Origin of the sequence: Paenibacillus violae, assembly GCF_032461945.1 — a bacterium.
Lineage (GTDB): Bacteria > Bacillota > Bacilli > Paenibacillales > NBRC-103111 > Paenibacillus_E > Paenibacillus_E violae.
The window spans coordinates 562522-581534 of sequence record NZ_JAWCUD010000002.1 but is presented as its reverse complement, the minus strand read 5'-3'; the positions used below and the strand labels follow the sequence as shown (position 1 = coordinate 581534).

Sequence of the window (19013 nt, the reverse complement as noted above, 5' to 3'; positions counted from 1 at the left end):
CATGGCTAACCGTATTCTAATTGTAGATGATGCTGCTTTCATGAGAATGATGATTCGTGATATTTTGACAAAAAATGGTTACGAGGTTTGTGGAGAAGCGAATGATGGTGCACAAGCTATCGAAAAATACAAAGAGTTGAAACCGGATCTGATTACAATGGATATCACAATGCCAGAGATGGATGGTATTCAAGCTTTGAAGGAAATTAAGAAAATTGAACCTAGCGCTAAAGTAATCATGTGCTCAGCGATGGGACAACAAGCAATGGTAATTGACGCCATTCAAGCTGGTGCGAAGGACTTTATCGTGAAGCCTTTCCAAGCAGACCGTGTTATTGAAGCTATTAAAAAGACTCTAGGTTAAGCCGTCTTCGTTCGGTCGAGTCTTACATACACCGAAAGGATTGTGGATATGAGAAGACTCTGCTCGAAAAGACTGCTAACAGGCATACTCGGTTTAACCGCAATGTTGTATACAAGGTCCGTCGGTTTTGCTGAAACTGAACCCGGGCAAGGACTTCCAACAACGGATTATCCGAGTACCGATCCAACGGGGACGTTTGGGATGATTTTTAAGGTCATATTCTTCTTGATTTTAATTATTCTCCTTTTCTATGTGCTAATTAGGTACGTAGCGAAGAAAAATAAAGGAACAATGTTTGGGAACTCAATTCGATCTTTAGGTGGAGTTCCCCTAGGCCAAAATAAATCCATTCAAATCGTTGAAATTGGACATTCGCTCTTCGTAGTTGGCGTCGGAGATAACATCCAGCTGTTGGATAAAATCAATGACGCCGATGAAGTAGCATACATCACTGAACTTCTGATTTCTTCTCAGGATGATCGAATGGGATTCGGATCTGTTAGCAAGTGGATCAGTAAACTGCCAATTAGAAAAAAAGACATCGAAGAAGAAGTAGAAATTAACTCTGCCTTTCAGCAAGTATTTCATGATAAGCTACAGCGTGTAACTAATCGTAATCGAAATGTAGAAGAATGGCTTTCTGATCAAAAACAAAAAGATCGGTTGAATGATGAATGAAACGAAATAAAATTGTTTTTACACTTCTCATTGTGTTGATTTCTGTGTTTCTACTCTCTTTGACAGCATCAGCTGCGGAGACCGATCCTAACAATCCGATTCCAGGTTTAAACGTAAACATTGGGACTGGAGGGACAGCCGGAGGGTCATCTAACACAGTAACACTATTGCTGCTGTTAACCGTTTTGAGTCTTGCACCATCTTTTCTCATTCTAATGACTAGTTTTACAAGAATAGTCATTGTGCTCGGTTTCGTCCGTACTTCACTAGGGACCCAGCAGATGCCACCTAACCAGGTTCTAATCGGACTCGCTCTGTTTTTAACCTTCTTTATCATGTCTCCAACTTTAGGAGAAGTGAATCAAGTAGCTCTTCAACCTTATATGAAGGGTGAAATCAATCAAACCCAGGCTTTCGAGAAGGCTTCATTGCCTATGAAAAAGTTTATGTTCAAGCATACGCGTCAGAAGGATTTAAAGTTATTTTTAGATTACACCAAGGCAAAGGCACCTACAGGTGTGGAAGATATTCCGCTAACTTCATTAGTTCCTGCTTATGCGATTAGTGAGTTGAAATCTGCTTTCCAAATGGGATTCATGATATTCATTCCGTTCCTGGTCATTGATATGGTCGTTTCCAGCACCTTGATGGCAATGGGGATGATGATGCTGCCGCCTGTTATGATTTCATTACCGTTTAAGATTCTACTTTTTATCTTGGTAGATGGCTGGTATCTTGTGGTGAGATCATTACTCCTAAGCTATAGTTGAGGATCAAGATATCGGAGGTTTCTTAAATGGGGTCGGAATTTGTAATAAGAATTGCTGGTGAAGCTGTTTACACGGTGCTTAAAGCAAGTGCTCCCATGCTTGTCATTGGGCTTGTCGTAGGTCTGATTATAAGTATTTTTCAGGCGACAACACAGATTCAAGAGCAAACGCTAGCTTTTGTTCCCAAAATCGTCGCTGTGCTGCTGTCAATCCTCATCTTTGGTCCGTGGATCATGAACACACTGGTTGATTTTACGTTCAATTTACTCAACAACCTTTACAAATTCGTTGGATAGGTTGTGAGCGCGATGACATTAGTTTTTCAGGCAATCCCTATTTTTTTGCTTATCTTTTGTCGAATTACATCATTCTTTGTCGTGGTGCCGATTCTATCTTCTAGAAACGTGCCCATGATGTTCAAGATCGGTCTATCCGTATTCATCTCATTTCTTATTTTTGCGAGTATGGGGTTGGATAAGCCCATTCCGATGGATGGTGAATATGTTCTTTTGATTATTCGTGAAATGCTGATCGGCATTTTGCTTGGTTTTCTTGCCTATCTCTTTTTTTCGGTTATTCAAACCGCCGGTTCTCTGATGGACATGCAAATTGGTTTCAGTATGGCAAGCGTAATAGACCCGCTAACAGGGGCTTCAACGCCAATGTTAGGTAACCTCAAGTATATGATTGCCGTGCTGTTATTCCTTTCATTTGACGGTCATCATTACCTACTTAGAGCGATTATGGATAGTTATAAGTGGGTTCCGTTGGACAACCAGTTGTTTGCTCGGATGTACAGCGGTGAGATATCTGACTTTTTGTTTCATTCTTTGACCAAAATGTTTTATCTTTCGTTTCAACTTGCTGCACCGATTATTGCCGCTCTTTTTCTAACCGATTTAGGTTTAGGGCTGTTAACGAGGGTTGCTCCGCAATTTAACATTTTTGTTATCGGTGCGCCGCTTAAAATGATTCTAGGCTTTTTCTTACTTGTTGTTTTATTCCCGGAATTAATTTCACAATTCCAATCTTTGTTCTCAACTATTTTCGAAATCATGGAGAAGCTGCTTGGGCTCATCAGTGGAACACAGCAACCATCTCCCTAGGCAGGAGGAAAGCCGTGTCCCAACAACGTCGTTTGCAGCTTGATTTACAATGGTTTGCTGGGGAAAAGACGGAGCCAGCTACGGCGAGGAAAAGGCAGGATGCACGCAAGAAAGGGCAAGTTGCGAAAAGTATGGACTTACCCGCGGCACTTATTTTGCTCTTTTCTTTCTTGTCGTTTCTAATGTTTGGTAGATACATGAAAGAGAAGATAATTAACATTTTTCGCAATGTATATGAGAATGAACTGACGATGGATATTACGGCTAGCAATGTTCAAGCGCTTTTCGCCGATTTGGTCAAGCAAGGATTTTTTATCTTAGGTCCTATCTTTCTGCTGGCTGTGATTATCGCTTTTATTGCGAATTATGCGCAAATCGGGTTCATGTTTATCGGTGACCCCTTGATGATGAAATTCAATAAGATTAATCCATTAGAAGGATTTAAACGGATCTTTTCTTTACGAACAGTGATGGAATTTTTGAAGTCTACATTGAAATTGACAATTATCGGTTATGTTGTTTACACGACATTAATGGGAGAAAAGGCTAGATTGTTGGGGTTGGGACATGCTCCACTAGAAAGCACATTCTCGTTTATCGCTTCGATTACCTTAAAATTAGGTATAAAGATTGGCGCAATTCTCATCGTACTTGCCATTTTTGACTACATTTATCAAAAATATGAACATGAGAAAAGTCTTAGAATGTCCAAGCAGGACATCAAAGATGAGTATAAGAAAAGTGAGGGAGATCCCTTCATTAAAGGAAAGATTCGTGCGAAGCAGCGCCAGATGGCGATGCAGCGAATGATGCAGGAAGTTCCTAAAGCGGATGTCATTATTACGAATCCAACTCACTTTGCAGTTGCTCTTAAATATGATTCCACCAATATGCAAGCCCCTACCGTTATTGCAAAAGGCGCCGATTACGTTGCTTTGAAAATCAAAGAAGTTGCCAAGAACAACGGTATTATTACAATGGAAAACAAACCGCTTGCTCGTGCGATCTTTGCACAGGTGGAAATAGGAGACTCAATTCCGGCTGAGCTGTTCCAAGCTGTCGCAGAAGTGTTGGCGTATGTATATAAAATGAAGGGCAAGACGAATTAATAAGAAGGGGGGTACAATCTAATGAGAGTCAAGGATTTGTTCGTTCTTATAGGCATTATCGGTATTGTTTTAATGATGATTGTACCAGTTCCAATCCCTTTGTTGGATTTTCTTCTAATAATTAATATCTCTATTGCTTTAATGATTATTTTGGTTGCCATGAACACGCAAGAAGCCTTGCAATTTTCTATCTTCCCGTCTCTACTCTTGATCACTACGTTGTTTCGGTTAGCGCTAAACGTGTCGACAACACGAAATATTTTGTCTCATGCAGAAGCAGGCGACGTGGTCAGAACTTTTGGTTCTTTCGTAGCGCAAGGAAATATCGTCGTAGGATTTGTCGTATTCCTTATCCTTGTCTTAGTTCAATTCATCGTAATTACCAAAGGTTCTGAGCGCGTTGCCGAGGTTGCAGCTAGATTTACGCTCGATGCGATGCCGGGTAAACAAATGAGTATCGATGCGGATCTGAATGCCGGATTGATAAATGAGGTTCAAGCACGCGAACGAAGACAGAAGATTGAGCGAGAAGCAGATTTCTACGGGGCCATGGATGGTGCCAGCAAATTCGTAAAAGGGGATGCTATTGCTGGTATTGTTATTTTGGTCATCAATTTGATTGGTGGCTTTATCATTGGGATGACGATGAAAGGCATGGATTTCTCCGAAGCCCTTCAAACCTTTTCGATTCTAACGATTGGAGATGGACTCGTCTCCCAAATTCCAGCACTACTGATTTCAACGGCTGCTGGTATTATCGTCACAAGAGCATCTTCAGAAGGAAACTTAGGTACTGATGTGACCAAGCAGTTAACTTCACAACCTAAACTACTTTATATTGTTGCAGGTACGCTAGTGATGCTGGGGATTTTTACACCGATCCATTGGTTTACGACTTTTCCGATTGCCGGATTGTTGGTTTTCGCCGGGTACAAAATGCAAAAGAACTTGGAACGAGAAGCCATCAAAGAAGAACAATTGGTGGAAGAGCAGCAAATCGAGGAAGTTCGAAGTCCCGAAAGTGTTATCTCTTTACTGCAAGTTGATCCGATTGAATTTGAATTTGGTTACGGCTTAATTCCACTCGCGGATACGCAGCAAGGTGGAGATTTACTTGATCGAATTATTTTAATTCGTAGGCAATGCGCACTTGAATTAGGGGTTGTCGTACCTGTAATTCGCATACGCGACAATATTCAACTGCGCCCGAACGAGTATATCATCAAAATTAAAGGCAATACGGTGGCACGCGGCGAACTACTCCTTAATCACTATCTGGCCATGAGCCCAGGAATTGATGATGATTCAATTGCCGGTATTGAGACAACGGAGCCTGCTTTTGGATTGCCTGCCATCTGGATCGATGAAGTGACCAAAGAGCGAGCCGAGTTATCAGGATACACTGTTGTTGATCCTCCTTCTGTAGTAGCTACTCATCTAACAGAAGTTATTAAGAAACATACACATGAGCTTCTTGGACGCCAAGAAACGAAAGCGCTCATCGATAATGTTCGCGAATCTTACCCTGCGCTTGTGGATGATCTTATCCCTTCCGTATTGTCGATTGGTGATGTTCAAAAAGTGTTGGCTAAGCTGCTTAAGGAGAAAATTTCTGTTCGCGACTTGGTTACTATTCTGGAGACACTTGCCGATTATGGCGCTTATACGAAAGACCCTGAGATCTTGACGGAATATGTCAGACAATCATTATCCAGACAGATTACGCAGCAATTCACGTCATTGGGAGATTCATTGAAAGTTATTACAGTAGGCCCGTCTGTGGAAAAGAAAATAGCTGATTCTGTACAGCAGTCCGATCAGGGAAGCTATTTGGCCCTAGACCCGTCCTCATCTCAAATTATTTACCATCGCGTAAGCGAACAAGTAAGCAAATTAATTCAATCTGGGCAACAGCCTGTTATTTTAACCTCACCAACGATTCGGATGTACTTGAGACAACTGCTTGAAAGAACGCTGCAAGACATTCCCGTTTTATCATACAGCGAGTTAGAGCCTAGCGTAGAAATTCAGAGCATGGGGGTAGTCAATTTATGAGAGTAAAAAGATATGTTGTTGATTCCATGCCTGATGCCTTGCAGAAAATTCGCACTGATTTAGGGAAGGATGCAGTGATTCTTAACACCAAAGAAATTCGCACAGGCGGATTTCTTGGTATGTTTGGCAAGAAAAAGATTGAGGTCATAGCTGCTATTGATAATACGAATTCTAATGCAGCACCGACTGCACCCAAGGTTACATCGCAACTTCAGCAGCAGAAGCAGCAGTCAATGATTTCTCATGTGTATGCGGCAAAGTCTCAGCCTCATCAGTCAGATTTTCCGGAAGTACCGGATGTTCTCGTGAATGTTTCGGCAGAAAATGAGCCCGTTGCTGCCAAATTTGTTGTAGATACAGCCTCATCTTTAACTCAAACGTCGCAACAAACCTATACACCGGCATCGGTCAATGCGCCTAATAAGATTAGCTACCAAAAGGACGAGCAGCTTATTGAGGAACTTAAACAGATGAAAGAGATGATGAAGAAGTTAACACAAGCATCGGATGTGTTCGCACTCCCTGAGCCTCTTCAAAAACTTGAACAGCGATTAAGTGATCAAGAAGTAGATCATAAGCTAATACGTCAAATTATGGATGAGACTGTCGCTGATTTTCAACTTGCAGATGAGCCGGTGACAGAAGAAAGTGCTGTACAACTGGTTAAAGCTAAGCTGGCTCAGGTTTTTCAGTCCGACCATAGCAAGAAAATTTCACCGAATACGCGTGTTGTTCATTTTGTGGGACCGACTGGAGTCGGTAAGACGACGACTATTGCGAAACTGGCTGCTGAACAAGTATTGAAGTATCAACGCAAGGTTGGATTTATTACTTCAGACACTTACCGTATTGCGGCTATCGAACAATTAAAAACGTATGCCACCATTTTGAACGTTCCATTAGAAGTTGTCTTTTCCCCGCAAGATTTAGTAAAAGCATTTCAAAACCTAGCGGATTGTGATGTTATTTTCATGGATACAGCCGGTCGCAATTTTCGTAATGAAATGTACGTCTCGGAGCTTAATTCATTGCTCAAAACACAAGGCAGCAGCGAGACGATCCTTGTGCTTAGCTTAACAACGAAATATAGAGATATGAAGGCAATTACGAACAACTTCAACAAATTTAAGCTGGATAAAGTCATTTTCACCAAAATGGATGAAACGGATTCTTACGGAGCTATTGTTAATATTGTTCATGAGTTCTCTCTTCAAATCTCGTATGTGACCAATGGTCAGAGCGTGCCGGATGACATTACAGAATTGAATGAGTGGCAAATCATTGATTTGTTATTGGAGGAACCTAGAGCATGAAGGATCAAGCAGAAGGGTTACGGAACCTGGTTCAAATTCAGAATGATAAAGGCACAAAATCGACCAGGATTATTACCGTGACTAGCGGAAAGGGCGGCGTAGGGAAATCGAATGTTACGCTGAACTTTGCTTTAGCGCTTCAGTCCCAAGGTTATAAGGTTCTTGTTTTTGATGCCGACTTAGGGCTTGCCAATATTGATGTGTTGATGGGCATTTCCTCTAAGTACAATTTGTATCACTTGTTGAAAAAGGAAAAAACCATTTGGGAAATCATCCAAAAAGGTTCGAATGATTTAGATTTCATTGCAGGTGGCTCTGGTTTCAACGATCTGCTTCGTTTAACGGAAGACGAACTGGATTACTTTGCTGAGCAGGTGATGCAGCTTAACGGTTATGTTGATTTCATCATTTTTGACACGGGTGCTGGTTTGTCAAAAGAAACATTAAAATTCATTCTGGCGGCTGAGGAAACTTTCGTGGTAACGACTCCAGAACCAACTTCCATTACGGATGCTTATGCGATCATCAAAATGGTTAACTCGATGGGACACGATGTGTCCTTTAAGTTAATCATAAACCGGGTTGCGGATCGAAAAGAAGGCAAACAAACAGCGGACAAAATCGCTTTGGTGGCCAAACAATTCTTAGGCATCCAGGTTCCTACACTAGGTTTTGTGGAAGATGATGCGTCTGTGTCAAAAGCTGTAAAAAGGCAAGTTCCCTTTACCATTGCTTTTCCAAACTCGGTCGCAGCTAGAAGCTTACAATCGCTTGTAGTCGATTATATCAAAGGTTATCACGTCGTTGATACTTCTTCTCCTGGTGTCAAGGGCTTTTTGAATAAAATGATGCGACTTTTGAAATAGGAATTTCGCGAGTTATGTCGAATTAGCACATAAAGGGAGGGAAACAGCATGGCACAATATAACATACTAGTTGTAGATGACTCCGTCTTTATGCGAAAAATAATTAGCGATCTGATTTCAGATAATCCTCAGTATAACATCATTGGAACTGCCAAAAATGGACAAGAAGCTATTGACCAAGTGAAGCTTCTACGGCCTGATGCCGTCACAATGGATGTAGAAATGCCTGTGATGAACGGGTTGGATGCATTGCAGCGCATTATGGCTGAGCAGCCAACTCCGGTAATCATGATAAGCTCTTTAACCGAGGAAGGGGCGGCAGAAACGATTAAAGCGCTTGAATGGGGTGCTGTCGACTTTATTCGAAAGCCATCGGGTTCCATCTCATTGGACTTATATAAAGTAAAGCAGCTGCTGCACGAAAAACTGCACATGGCTGTTCGAACCAAGTTGAGATCATTTCAGCCCATTCAGCAGCCAATCGTAGCGCCTAGAAGTAATTTAGCTCCTCTTCTACTTAATAAAGTCAGTACACTGAAACAGTTAGATGCGAAGAAAACGTTGGCAGAAAATTCACCGAATTTTGAGCATCTAGTTGCAATTGGAACTTCTACGGGTGGACCACGAGCCTTGCACCAAGTGATCTCCAGTATCCCGGCAGGGTTTCCTGCTCCGATCCTTATTGTCCAACATATGCCGCCTAATTTCACGAAGTCATTAGCTCAGCGGTTGAATGACATCTCTCAGATTCAAGTTGTAGAAGCAGCTGAGGGGGATGTTCTCAAAACGGCAACGGCTTATGTTGCTCCGGGAGGTTGGCATATGATTGTATACAAAGATGTTAATCATACATACAAAATTAAATTAACAAAAGAAGAACCTCGTTCTGGCCACCGTCCTTCGGTGGATGCCCTCTTTGAGTCCTTGCTTGGCCTGAATGAGTTGAAGAGGCACATCGTCTTGATGACGGGGATGGGTAGCGATGGCGCCAGGGGAATGCTTTCCTTAAGGCAATCGGGTGCAGCAACAACCATTGCGGAGTCTGAAGAAACGTGTGTAGTTTATGGCATGCCTCGGGCTGCCGTAGAGATGCAAGCGGCAATGCACGTACTTCCACAGCATCATATTGCTGCCCGCTTGGCGCAATGTGTACTTCCTTAATTGATGGAACAATGCAAGCAAGTTACTTAAAGATCCTATTGGAGGTGTGTGGTTTTGGAACTTAGTCAATATTTATCCATGTTTATCGATGAGTCGAAAGAACACTTGCAATCTTTGAATGAGAACTTACTAAGTTTAGAAAGCAACCCTCAAGATATTAGCATTGTACATAATATTTTTCGTTCTGCGCATACGTTGAAGGGCATGTCTGCAACAATGGGTTTTGAGGATATCGCTTCTCTCACGCATGAAATGGAAAACGTTCTGGACATGGTCCGCAATAGTAAAATCGAAATGAATGATTTCATTTTTGACTGTATTTTTAAAAGTTTAGATTCCTTAGAGTCTATGGTGGAAGACATTATCCAAGGTGGCACTGGAAAAGCGGATGTTACGCCGATTGTCGTATCACTGAGATCCATTGTGACTGGAGAATACTTAACAGCTTCAACTAAAGCTGTTGCGGCAGTAAAGGAACCAGCTAAAGGCATTGAAGTAGACGAATTTCAATTCTCCATTCTTCAGCAATCAATTGATGCGGGTTTTCTTGTTTTCTACGTAGAAGTTAACGTCAATGAGAACTGTGTACTAAAAGCCGCACGTGCTTATATGGTTTTTGATGCTTTGGAAAGAATGGGTGAGATCGTCAAAGCGACGCCATCTGTGCAAGAGATCGAGCAAGAGAAATTCGACCGCTCATTCTCGCTTTATTTTATATCCAAAGTTGATCACGCAACACTAGAAAAAGAGATTCTTAATGTTTCAGAGATTGAATCTGCTGTAATTATTACGGTTGATTCCGAATCCTTGGTAGAACTATCCCGTCCTCGCAGCGAAGTTGAAGCGGCAAGGAAAGAAATCGCTGCTGCTGTAGCGGCTGTAGAGGCACCAACTCCTGTTGTTGCTGTTACGAGTACTCCAGTTGCGGCAGAACCAGTGGCAGCAGCTAAACCGGCAGCTGGCGGAGCACCTGTTGCAAGCCGTACCATTCGCGTTGATATTGAACGTCTTGACGCATTAATGAATCTTTTTAGCGAGTTATTAATTGACCGTGTGCGTTTGGAACAACTGGCGAGTGAAGTTAAGCGTAATGATTTAACAGAAACCGTCGAACACATGTCTAGAGTAAGCAGCGACTTGCAAAATATTGTGCTTAAACTTCGCATGGTGCCTGTAGACTCCGTATTCAATCGTTTCCCGCGGATGATCAGGGATCTGGCGAAATCACTAGATAAGAAAGTAGATTTAGTGATCACAGGTGCAGAAACGGAATTAGACCGTACCGTTATCGATGAGATTGGCGACCCGCTTGTTCACTTGCTGCGTAACGCGGTTGATCATGGTATTGAGTCGATTAGTGACCGTGTAGCTGTAGGGAAAAGTGAACATGGAACCATCCAACTTCGTGCTTTCCATAGCGGCAATCATGTTTTTATCGAAATAGAAGAAGATGGAAGAGGCATTTATAGAGAGAAAGTATTAAAAACGGCACTGAAAAATGGACTTGTAACGGCTGAGCAAGCCGCAAAGCTGACGGATAAAGAAGTTTACAATTTACTGTTCGCCTCTGGCTTCAGTACGGCTGAAAAAATTTCAGATATTTCTGGTCGCGGCGTAGGACTTGATGTCGTGAAAACCAAGATTCAAATGCTTGGCGGACATGTGCAAGTTGACTCGAAGCCTGGCGTAGGAAGTAAATTCTCTGTCCAGCTCCCGCTTACACTTTCTATTATTTCAGCTATGTTAGTACGGCTTGGCAGCGAGAAATATGCGATACCGTTATCCTCTATCGTGGAAACTTCTGCGATCCAGAAAAATCAAATTCGCAACATCCACGGTAACAAAATGGTGGATTACCGCAAATCCGTTATTCCTCTCGTATCTTTGAGCACGTTGTTTGAAGTGCCGGATTTTAATGAGGATCTCGAAGAAGAAACCGAAATTGTGGTTGTTCGTAAAGGGGACAAGCAGGTTGCTTTGATGGTTGATGAATTTATCGGCCAACAAGAGATTGTTCTCAAAACATTAGGTAAGTATTTAACAGGACTATTTGCGATCTCAGGTGCTACGATTCTTGGAGATGGGCAAGTGGCTTTGATTATTGATCCAAACGCATTGATTAAATAACTACATAATTCTAAGGAGGATCTTACAATGGGAGAAGAAAAAAAGGTAATCGTCTTCGCACTTGGATCGGAAGAGTATGGCGTGGAAGTCGAGAAAGTCAGAACGATTGAAAGAATGCAGCCGATGACGCGTGTTCCAAAAGCACCTGAGTTTGTTAAAGGTGTAATTAATCTTCGTGGTGTAGTCATTCCGATTATCAATCTGCGCTCACGTTTTGGACTCGAAGAGCAAGCGATTTCTGATGCTTCTCGGATTATCATCGTGTCTGCAGGTGAGTTTGAAGTGGGTTTAATCGTAGATTCAGCTAATGACGTGATTGACCTGGATACCGATAACATTGATACTCCACCAGAAATTGTTGGCGGCATCAAAGCAAAATATCTGGATGGCATAGCTCGGGTCGGCGAGGAAAGATTGTTAGTGCTGCTTAATTTAGAGCAGGTTTTAAACCGCGACGAAATTTTACAGTTAGAAAGATTAGGGGACTAACTTGTGGACGTTTTTAGTCAGTTGGCAGATTTTCAAATGGATGTTCTCAAGGAAGTTGGCAATATAGGTGCGGGGCATGCTGCTACCGCCTTATCTACACTATTGGACAAACCGATCGATATGCTTGTACCCAAAGTCAGGATGCTTCCTTTTGAAGAAATTTGTGAAAGTGTTGGCGGGGCTGAGACGGTTGTTCTGGCCATTTTCTTACGAGTAGAAGGAGACGCTCCAGGGAATATGTTCTTTATCCTCAATTTAGATGCCGCCAAAAATATACTGCGGGACCTGATTGGTTTGAAAATTGAAGATCAAGAAGAATATTCGGAGCTGGAGTTATCTGCGTTAAACGAAATAGGCAATATCCTTGCCGGATCCTATCTTTCTTCTCTTGCTGATTTTACTAACTTGAACATGCAGCCTACAGTCCCAGCATTAGCGATTGATATGGCAGGTGCCATATTAAGTTATGGTTTATTGCAATTTGGTCAAATGGGAGATCAGGCTCTTCTCATTGACACCAAATTTTTGGAAGGGGAAAGTGAAGTACAAGGGCATTTCTTCCTAATTCCTGATCCGGAATCGTTTGGCAAAATATTTTCGGCATTAGGAGTAGATTCTTCATGACCCAAGATAATTTGATTAAAGTAGGCATGGCTGACTTGAATGTTGCTCACCTGACAGGTGTGTTGAAAACAACAGGTTTAGGCTCATGTGTAGGGGTTACGCTTTATGATAGCCGCGTGAAAGTAGCGGGAATGGCACATGTCATGCTGCCATCCTCTGAAATCGCCCGCGAAGGTTCCTTAAACATTGCGAAATATGCGGACACCGCCATTCCTGAGTTAATCTCCAGAATGGAGCAGCTTGGAGCCACCGTTAGCAAGCTCGAGGCTAAGCTTGCAGGCGGTGCCCAAATGTTTGCATTCGCAGGGAATAATGATACGATGAGAATTGGCCCGAGAAATGTAGAATCCTGTAAGGAAATGTTGAATAAATACAGAATTCCAATTCGTGCGGAGGATACAGGAGCGAATTACGGTCGAACGATAGAATTTAATAGTGAAACCGGTATTCTAGTCATTCGAAGCGTCCAATTAGGAGTGAAAGAAATTTAATGATGATTGGTACTATTCGACTAAATTTCATTGTAGCAGGGTTGGCGGGTTTATTAACTTTTGGCTTATCGATTGGCAATAATTTATTCCTAACTTCCTGTCTAAAAACGTTATACAGTTTTCTTATTTTATTTATACTTACCTTTGGCTTTCGGTGGGTGCTAGGTCTGATGATTGGGGCTGAACACGCGGCAGGACACGCACAATATGCGAATATGACGCCAGACTCATCCGTTGGTCAAACGTTGGATTTGACAACACCAGAAGATGAGGAAACACGTGAACTATTGAAAGCTAATATGGGCAATAAACATACGCCTTCATCAGCTGACATGCAATTTTCACCACTGAATCCACCTAAGTTAGTCACCAAGAATAATCTGGAACCTGAACAACTGGCGGGTGCCCTACGGCGAATGTCAGAAGACTAAGGATGGTGAAACGTAAATCATGATCGAACAAAAGCAATCACAACTAGCGAATTTCGACTTATGGAAGCAGTGGAAAGAGGAAGGCTGGGTTCCCGCTAAGCAGGCACTGATTGAGAGTTACTTGCCTTTAGTCGATTATGTTTCAGGACGTCTCGCCATTGGACTTCCCAAAAGTGTCTCGAAAGAGGACCTGTCCAGCTATGGCGTGATGGGTCTTATTGATGCCGTGGAGAAATTTGATTATGCCCGCGGCCTACAATTTGAAACTTACGCATCCTGGCGAATCCGTGGCTCGATTATCGATGGCCTCAGGCAAGGAGATTGGGTCCCGCGCTCTGTTCGAGAAAAGGCCAAAAAGGTTGAAGATGCTTATCAAAAGCTTGAACAACAGTATCTTCGTTCTGTAACAGATGCCGAGATTAGCGCATACTTGCAGGTCAGTGAGCAAGATTTCCAACAGATGCTTCAAGATATCTCTATTACGACGGTGTGTTCGATTGATGATCCAATTCGAGAAGAAGATTCGGAAACGCGGCTCTCGTTGCTTGTCGATGAAAAAGCTAAAAATCCGGAGTTTCAAGTGAATGAGTTTTATTTGAAAGACTCGCTGGCCAAAGCTATTGAGCGTTTGACAGAGAAGGAACGTACTGTGGTTTCGTTATTTTATTTCGAGGAACTCTCTTTAAGTGAAATCGCCGAAGTTATGAGCTTATCTCCTTCGCGCATTTCGCAACTACATTCGAAAGCGATTCTTCGTTTAAAGGGCGTACTTAGCCGGTTTAAGAATCAGCTATTCCAGGATACATAACATAAACTTGCTAAAGTTGAAGGGTGGAATTCCATGCTTGAGAGGAACATGCCTTTAGATTATTACATCAGTATTTCCATCTCGGATGATAAATTGTCAGCATTTTTACTTATAAATAATATGGATGATACTTTAATAGTAACAACTGCTGAGTTAGAAGAATTAACTCAAAAAAACCGTATAGTACATGGCTTGAATCGACCGCTGTTAGCTCAAATAGCTGCAAATCCTAAAGCTTTTTATCAACAAAAAGTAGTTATCGCTGTTGGGACGAAGGCAGAACCAGGTGTTAACGGTTATATTTCTTATACGTTTGATTTGGATGATAATGACAAAAAACCTCAAGAGCTGGATGACGGCAGAGTAAATTATAAAGAAGTGGTATCTCTAAATAATGTGAAAAAAGGACAACTGATTGGACAACGTTTTTTAGCTACCGAAGGTACTCCGGGACGTGCAGTGACAGGTGAGACGATTTTTAGTAAAGCTGGGAAAGAAGCTCGTTTTAAAATTGGTAAGAATGTGATTGCAGACGCCGAACAAAAGGGGCTATATGCCCTGATTGATGGGATGGTTGTGAAAACCGATCGAGATAAGATTAATGTATTTCCTGTGTATGAAGTGAATGGAGATGTAGATTATCATATTGGAAATATTGATTTTATCGGTACTGTTGTTGTCCGCGGCAATGTGCTGCCAGGGTTTAAGATTCGTGCTTCCGGCGATATTCGTGTCACTGGTGGCGTAGAAGCCGCAGAGCTTGAAGCGGATGGCTCTATCGAGATAAATGCCGGTATTGTAGGTCAAAATAAAGCTTTCGTTAAAGCCGGAAAAAATGTAAAGAGCTCTTTTATTCAAGATGCGACCGTTGAAGTATTAGGGGAGTTAAAAGTTTCTCAGAGCATTATGCATTCTACCATTCGAGCTGGTAAAGCAGTTAATTGTAATGGAGCAAAGGGACTGATTGTTGGAGGCACCATACAAGCTGGTGAACGTGTGACAGCACGTACAATTGGAAACTCCATGTCAACTACAACGGTCATTGAAGTGGGGGTATTGCCAGAACTCCGCAATGAAATGATTCATTTGCGTAATCAGTTGAGAGTTTTTGTGGAGAATATGGACAAAACAGATAAAGCCCTTTCATTGCTTGATACTTTGGCTGCTGCGGGTCAGCTCACTCCGGATAAACTTGCAATGCGCGTTAAATTGAATCATACCAAGAGACAAGGTATCGAAGAGCAAAATACGATCAAGGAACGTATTCTTGAGATCGAAAAATCATTAGAAGATTCCGATCAAGCGAAGGTTGAAGTTTTGTCGACGGTTTACGGGGGAACTAAGATTGTCATTGGGCGCTATACGAAATTCATCAAAGATTCGACTAATCGAATGACATTCCGTTTGCATGAGGGAGATATTTATATGAGTGCATACGTGTGAGTGAAGGAGTGGGTAAGCGATGAGTTTTAAAGCCATCGATTTACAGTTCGCTGTACACAAGAACGATGAGGCGGGAATTCGTCAGAATCAACTGATGCAGAAACCACGCCAAGATGAAACGATCCTAGAAAATCAGGCTGCACAATTGACTGAAAAAGATCGACAACGCAGCAGTAAGCTTGAAGAAAGCGCTAGAACGGATATCAACGATCATGGCGGGCAGAAGCAGCAGATGGCTGAGAAGAAGCCCAAGAACAAAAAGCTTTCGTCTTCATCAGATTCTATAGAACATGAACATCAACCGAATCATCCATACAAAGGGCATCATATTGATTTATCCTTATAAGGCGTTATCTCATTAAAAAGAAAAAGGTGAACATAAGTGGCTATGCAGCCGTGGATGTATGTCGTACTTCTAGGATTGGTCGTGATTGTTTACGCACGTTTTCTGCCTAAGGAACAAGCGGCAGCCTCCGGCAAGATGACGGTCGTTCAAGAGATTGAGGAAACGATAGAACACTTTGCCGCTGAGATGGATGAGCAAAATCAATCACTGATGGACCTGTTTTCGAAAACCAAACAAGATTACGAGGTTGAACTTGCGAAGCTGGCAGGCAGGCTGGAAACTTTGGAGAAGCAGAAACATGAGCTTTCCCAAGAGTTGACCAAAGTTCATATCAAAGATCAAGGAAACTCTGCTTTAGTTACTACGATTGATCCAGGGCTCGGGCAACAGGCAGCCGCGGGAGAACCCCAAATCACAAATTCTTCTTTGGTTGAAGAATCAGCTGCTGCTGAAGAAGAGCCGGTTTATGTTGGTCTGAGTATGAAAAGCCGATATGCGGAGCTATTTTCTCTACACGATCAAGGAAAAGGTGTTGAAGCTATCGCTAAGAAATTAGGGATGAATAAAGGTGAAGTTAGTTTGATCTTGCAGCTTTCCCGACAGGAGGAGACGACCCGTGCTTAAAAATCGTTCATATCTTTTAGGCATTGGGACTGGCATCATCGTCGGTGCCTTATTGCTGCAAGTGATGTCCGTTCGGGCAAGCGCACCGGGCAAATCTGGTCTCGCTCTTGACGAAATGGATCCTCAGAAGTTGAAAGAAGAAACAGCTAAATACTATCAAGTTTTTGATTTAGGCACTAAAATGTATACGCAAGCTGAAGTGGATGCTTCTGTTCAAAAAAAGGTGAAAGAAGAAACGGACAAACTAGCTGCAGCTAAGCCTCAAGATCAGCCTAAGACAGAGACCGTTGTTAGAACAGTTGTTTACGTACAGCCAAATCTTGATGCAACTGCTGTTAGCGAACTTCTCGTGAAATCCGGTCTGATTACGGACCGAAAAGCATTTGCCACTGAACTCCAAAAGCAAGGCGGAAACAGCAAATTGCAAGTTGGCTTTCACGTGTTTGAAGGGCAAATGGATATGCAGCAAGTTGTGTCGAATCTCATAACATCCCAGCAGTAGACGCTCAAATTGATCATTATTTTGAGGTCTTTTTTTATTGAAACACGCCTATTGTCACGGGAAAATACGAAATCGACAAAAGGTTGCATAGGGATTTGAGTTGTGGTATATTTATTCACGGTGTTAAAAACTCACGTCAGTCAATTTGTATATTGGTGCTTACATTGGTAAGTTTTATACAAAGATGCGACAGGCGGCGGATACCAAATAAACCATTTTAGAGGAGGGATTGGGGATGGCAGTTATCTCCATGAAACAGCTTTTAGAAGCTGGCGTACATTTCGGTCACCAAACACGTCGTTGGAACCCGAAAATGGACAAGTACATTTTCACAGAAAGAAACGGAATTTACATTATCGATCTACAAAAAACGGTTAAAAAAGTTGAGGAAGCTTACAACTTCGTTAAATCCGTATCTGAAGATAATGGTACAATCCTTTTCGTAGGAACTAAAAAGCAAGCTCAAGATTCCGTTGCTGAAGAAGCAGAACGTTGCGGAATGTACTTCATCAACCAACGTTGGTTGGGTGGTACGCTTACTAACTTCCAAACAATTCAAAAACGTATTGACCGTTTGAAAACTCTTGAAAGATGGGAAGAGGACGGTACATTCGAAGTTCTACCTAAGAAAGAAGTTATCATTCTCCGTAAAGAGAAAGAGCGTCTTGAGAAATTCTTAGGCGGAATCAAAAACATGAAATCTCTGCCTAGCGCACTATTCATTATCGATCCACGTAAAGAGCGTATTGCTGTTGCAGAAGCTCGTAAATTGGGTATCCCAATCGTTGGTATCGTTGATACGAACTGTGATCCGGACGAGATCGACTACGTGATCCCAGGTAACGATGATGCGATTCGTGCAGTTAAATTGCTTACAGCGAAAATTGCTGACGCAGTTATCGAAGCACACCAAGGCGAACAAACAACAGCTTAATTTATAGGAATGGGAAAAGGGTGGTTGGAAGGTGTAACAGCCTGTCACCACCCTTTTTTTAAAGAGTAACGAGTTTTACATACTAACCAATAACGGGAGGTTTCTTTCAATGGCAGTTACAGCAGCACAAGTGAAAGAATTACGTGAAAAAACAGGCGCAGGTATGTTGGATTGCAAAAAAGCGCTTGAAGAAGCAAATGGTGATTTGACAAAAGCAGGAGAAATCCTTCGTGAGAAAGGTCTTTCCGCAGCAGCTAACAAAGCTGGACGTATTGCTACAGAAGGCGCTGTAGAATCCTACATCCACGCTGGCGGTAAAGTTGGCGTACTTGTTGAAATCAACTGTGAAACTGACTTCGTTGGTAAAACAGATCAATTCAAAGCTTTCTGCAGAGACATCGCAATGCACATCGCGGCTGCAAGCCCGACTTACGTGCGTCGTGAAGAAGTACCTACAGAAGCATTGGAAAAAGAAAAAGAAATCCTTCGCAACCAAGCTTTGAACGAAGGCAAGCCTGAGAAAATCGTTGACAAAATGGTTGAAGGCCGCATCGGTAAATACTATGAAGAGTATTGCTTGATGGAGCAATCTTTCGTTAAAGATCCAGACAAAACAATTGAGCAATTGTTGAACGAGAAAATCGCAACAATCGGTGAGAACATCTCGATCCGCCGCTTCGTACGTTTTGCTCTTGGTGAAGGCCTTGAGAAAAAACAAGAAAACTTCGCTGAAGAAGTTATGTCCCAAGTTAAACTATAATAGCTATTTCAA

Annotated in this window: 22 protein-coding genes; all 22 read left to right on the top strand. The window is 42.2% G+C overall.

Annotated elements, in window-relative coordinates:
• Position 1 precedes the first annotated feature (1 nt).
• The 22 genes from RQP52_RS09605 (at position 2) to tsf (ending at position 19001) form a co-directional block, all read left to right on the top strand.
• Positions 2-364 (top strand): response regulator, encoded by a 363-nt coding sequence (locus tag RQP52_RS09605; protein ID WP_127451060.1) that lies wholly within the window; start codon positions 2-4, stop codon positions 362-364.
• A 225-nt stretch (positions 365-589) separates the two neighbouring features.
• Positions 590-1042, top strand: a complete 453-nt coding sequence (locus RQP52_RS09600) for a flagellar biosynthetic protein FliO (protein WP_315951080.1) — start codon at positions 590-592, stop codon at positions 1040-1042.
• A complete protein-coding gene (gene fliP, locus RQP52_RS09595) occupies positions 1039-1812 on the top strand; it encodes a flagellar type III secretion system pore protein FliP (protein WP_315951079.1) in 774 nt (257 codons plus the stop codon). Before RQP52_RS09600 ends, fliP begins: the two co-directional genes overlap by 4 nt.
• 26 nt (positions 1813-1838) lie before the next feature.
• Complete coding sequence (fliQ, locus tag RQP52_RS09590; protein WP_127451055.1) at positions 1839-2108, top strand: flagellar biosynthesis protein FliQ; 270 nt, start codon at positions 1839-1841, stop codon at positions 2106-2108.
• Positions 2109-2120: 12 nt separating this feature from the next.
• Positions 2121-2918, top strand: a complete 798-nt coding sequence (gene fliR, locus RQP52_RS09585) for a flagellar biosynthetic protein FliR (protein ID WP_315951078.1) — start codon at positions 2121-2123, stop codon at positions 2916-2918.
• A 14-nt stretch (positions 2919-2932) separates the two neighbouring features.
• Positions 2933-4027 (top strand): flagellar biosynthesis protein FlhB, encoded by a 1095-nt coding sequence (gene flhB, locus RQP52_RS09580; protein WP_315951077.1) that lies wholly within the window; start codon positions 2933-2935, stop codon positions 4025-4027.
• A 21-nt stretch (positions 4028-4048) separates the two neighbouring features.
• Positions 4049-6082, top strand: a complete 2034-nt coding sequence (gene flhA / locus RQP52_RS09575; protein ID WP_315951076.1) for a flagellar biosynthesis protein FlhA — start codon at positions 4049-4051, stop codon at positions 6080-6082.
• A complete protein-coding gene (gene flhF / locus RQP52_RS09570; RefSeq protein ID WP_315951075.1) occupies positions 6079-7395 on the top strand; it encodes a flagellar biosynthesis protein FlhF in 1317 nt (438 codons plus the stop codon). Before flhA ends, flhF begins: the two co-directional genes overlap by 4 nt.
• Entirely contained in the window at positions 7392-8261 is an 870-nt protein-coding gene (locus tag RQP52_RS09565; RefSeq protein WP_315951074.1) for a MinD/ParA family protein, read from the top strand. Before flhF ends, RQP52_RS09565 begins: the two co-directional genes overlap by 4 nt.
• A 48-nt stretch (positions 8262-8309) precedes the next feature.
• Positions 8310-9422 (top strand): protein-glutamate methylesterase/protein-glutamine glutaminase, encoded by a 1113-nt coding sequence (locus tag RQP52_RS09560; protein WP_315951073.1) that lies wholly within the window; start codon positions 8310-8312, stop codon positions 9420-9422.
• A gap of 54 nt (positions 9423-9476) precedes the next feature.
• The gene (locus RQP52_RS09555; protein ID WP_315951072.1) at positions 9477-11549 is read left to right on the top strand and encodes a chemotaxis protein CheA; all 2073 of its coding nucleotides are present in this window, start codon (positions 9477-9479) and stop codon (positions 11547-11549) included.
• Between the two features lie 27 nt (positions 11550-11576).
• The gene (locus tag RQP52_RS09550; protein ID WP_157321214.1) at positions 11577-12038 is read left to right on the top strand and encodes a chemotaxis protein CheW; all 462 of its coding nucleotides are present in this window, start codon (positions 11577-11579) and stop codon (positions 12036-12038) included.
• A gap of 36 nt (positions 12039-12074) precedes the next feature.
• Complete coding sequence (locus tag RQP52_RS09545; protein WP_157322246.1) at positions 12075-12662, top strand: chemotaxis protein CheC; 588 nt, start codon at positions 12075-12077, stop codon at positions 12660-12662.
• On the top strand, positions 12659-13153 hold the full coding sequence (locus tag RQP52_RS09540) for a chemotaxis protein CheD (RefSeq protein WP_315951071.1): 495 nt from the start codon (positions 12659-12661) through the stop codon (positions 13151-13153). The genes RQP52_RS09545 and RQP52_RS09540 overlap by 4 nt, the downstream gene beginning before the upstream one ends.
• Positions 13153-13584 (top strand): hypothetical protein, encoded by a 432-nt coding sequence (locus RQP52_RS09535; RefSeq protein ID WP_315951070.1) that lies wholly within the window; start codon positions 13153-13155, stop codon positions 13582-13584. Before RQP52_RS09540 ends, RQP52_RS09535 begins: the two co-directional genes overlap by 1 nt.
• Positions 13585-13603: 19 nt before the next feature.
• A complete protein-coding gene (locus RQP52_RS09530; protein ID WP_157321209.1) occupies positions 13604-14392 on the top strand; it encodes a FliA/WhiG family RNA polymerase sigma factor in 789 nt (262 codons plus the stop codon).
• 33 nt (positions 14393-14425) lie between these two features.
• Positions 14426-15835, top strand: coding sequence for a DUF342 domain-containing protein (locus tag RQP52_RS09525; protein WP_315951069.1), 1410 nt, complete (start codon positions 14426-14428; stop codon positions 15833-15835).
• A gap of 19 nt (positions 15836-15854) precedes the next feature.
• On the top strand, positions 15855-16181 hold the full coding sequence (locus tag RQP52_RS09520) for a hypothetical protein (protein ID WP_315951068.1): 327 nt from the start codon (positions 15855-15857) through the stop codon (positions 16179-16181).
• Between the two features lie 36 nt (positions 16182-16217).
• The gene (locus tag RQP52_RS09515; protein WP_315951067.1) at positions 16218-16805 is read left to right on the top strand and encodes a hypothetical protein; all 588 of its coding nucleotides are present in this window, start codon (positions 16218-16220) and stop codon (positions 16803-16805) included.
• The gene (locus RQP52_RS09510; RefSeq protein WP_315951066.1) at positions 16798-17307 is read left to right on the top strand and encodes a hypothetical protein; all 510 of its coding nucleotides are present in this window, start codon (positions 16798-16800) and stop codon (positions 17305-17307) included. The genes RQP52_RS09515 and RQP52_RS09510 overlap by 8 nt, the downstream gene beginning before the upstream one ends.
• Before the next feature lie 235 nt (positions 17308-17542).
• The gene (rpsB, locus tag RQP52_RS09505) at positions 17543-18241 is read left to right on the top strand and encodes a 30S ribosomal protein S2 (RefSeq protein WP_127451023.1); all 699 of its coding nucleotides are present in this window, start codon (positions 17543-17545) and stop codon (positions 18239-18241) included.
• A gap of 109 nt (positions 18242-18350) precedes the next feature.
• The gene (gene tsf / locus RQP52_RS09500) at positions 18351-19001 is read left to right on the top strand and encodes a translation elongation factor Ts (protein ID WP_127451022.1); all 651 of its coding nucleotides are present in this window, start codon (positions 18351-18353) and stop codon (positions 18999-19001) included.
• Positions 19002-19013: the final 12 nt, after the last annotated feature.

Bases quoted from the DNA above. Each gene is read 5' to 3' on its own strand.
- RQP52_RS09605 (WP_127451060.1), top strand. From the start codon at position 2: ATGGCTAACCGTATTCTAATTGTAGATGATGCTGCTTTCATGAGAATG.
- fliP (WP_315951079.1), top strand. From the start codon at position 1,039: ATGAAACGAAATAAAATTGTTTTTACACTTCTCATTGTGTTGATTTCT.
- fliQ (WP_127451055.1), top strand. From the start codon at position 1,839: ATGGGGTCGGAATTTGTAATAAGAATTGCTGGTGAAGCTGTTTACACG.
- fliR (WP_315951078.1), top strand. From the start codon at position 2,121: ATGACATTAGTTTTTCAGGCAATCCCTATTTTTTTGCTTATCTTTTGT.
- flhA (WP_315951076.1), top strand. From the start codon at position 4,049: ATGAGAGTCAAGGATTTGTTCGTTCTTATAGGCATTATCGGTATTGTT.
- flhF (WP_315951075.1), top strand. From the start codon at position 6,079: ATGAGAGTAAAAAGATATGTTGTTGATTCCATGCCTGATGCCTTGCAG.
- RQP52_RS09565 (WP_315951074.1), top strand. From the start codon at position 7,392: ATGAAGGATCAAGCAGAAGGGTTACGGAACCTGGTTCAAATTCAGAAT.
- RQP52_RS09560 (WP_315951073.1), top strand. From the start codon at position 8,310: ATGGCACAATATAACATACTAGTTGTAGATGACTCCGTCTTTATGCGA.
- RQP52_RS09550 (WP_157321214.1), top strand. From the start codon at position 11,577: ATGGGAGAAGAAAAAAAGGTAATCGTCTTCGCACTTGGATCGGAAGAG.
- RQP52_RS09545 (WP_157322246.1), top strand. From the start codon at position 12,075: ATGGATGTTCTCAAGGAAGTTGGCAATATAGGTGCGGGGCATGCTGCT.
- RQP52_RS09540 (WP_315951071.1), top strand. From the start codon at position 12,659: ATGACCCAAGATAATTTGATTAAAGTAGGCATGGCTGACTTGAATGTT.
- RQP52_RS09535 (WP_315951070.1), top strand. From the start codon at position 13,153: ATGATGATTGGTACTATTCGACTAAATTTCATTGTAGCAGGGTTGGCG.
- RQP52_RS09530 (WP_157321209.1), top strand. From the start codon at position 13,604: ATGATCGAACAAAAGCAATCACAACTAGCGAATTTCGACTTATGGAAG.
- RQP52_RS09525 (WP_315951069.1), top strand. From the start codon at position 14,426: ATGCTTGAGAGGAACATGCCTTTAGATTATTACATCAGTATTTCCATC.
- RQP52_RS09520 (WP_315951068.1), top strand. From the start codon at position 15,855: ATGAGTTTTAAAGCCATCGATTTACAGTTCGCTGTACACAAGAACGAT.
- rpsB (WP_127451023.1), top strand. From the start codon at position 17,543: ATGGCAGTTATCTCCATGAAACAGCTTTTAGAAGCTGGCGTACATTTC.
- tsf (WP_127451022.1), top strand. From the start codon at position 18,351: ATGGCAGTTACAGCAGCACAAGTGAAAGAATTACGTGAAAAAACAGGC.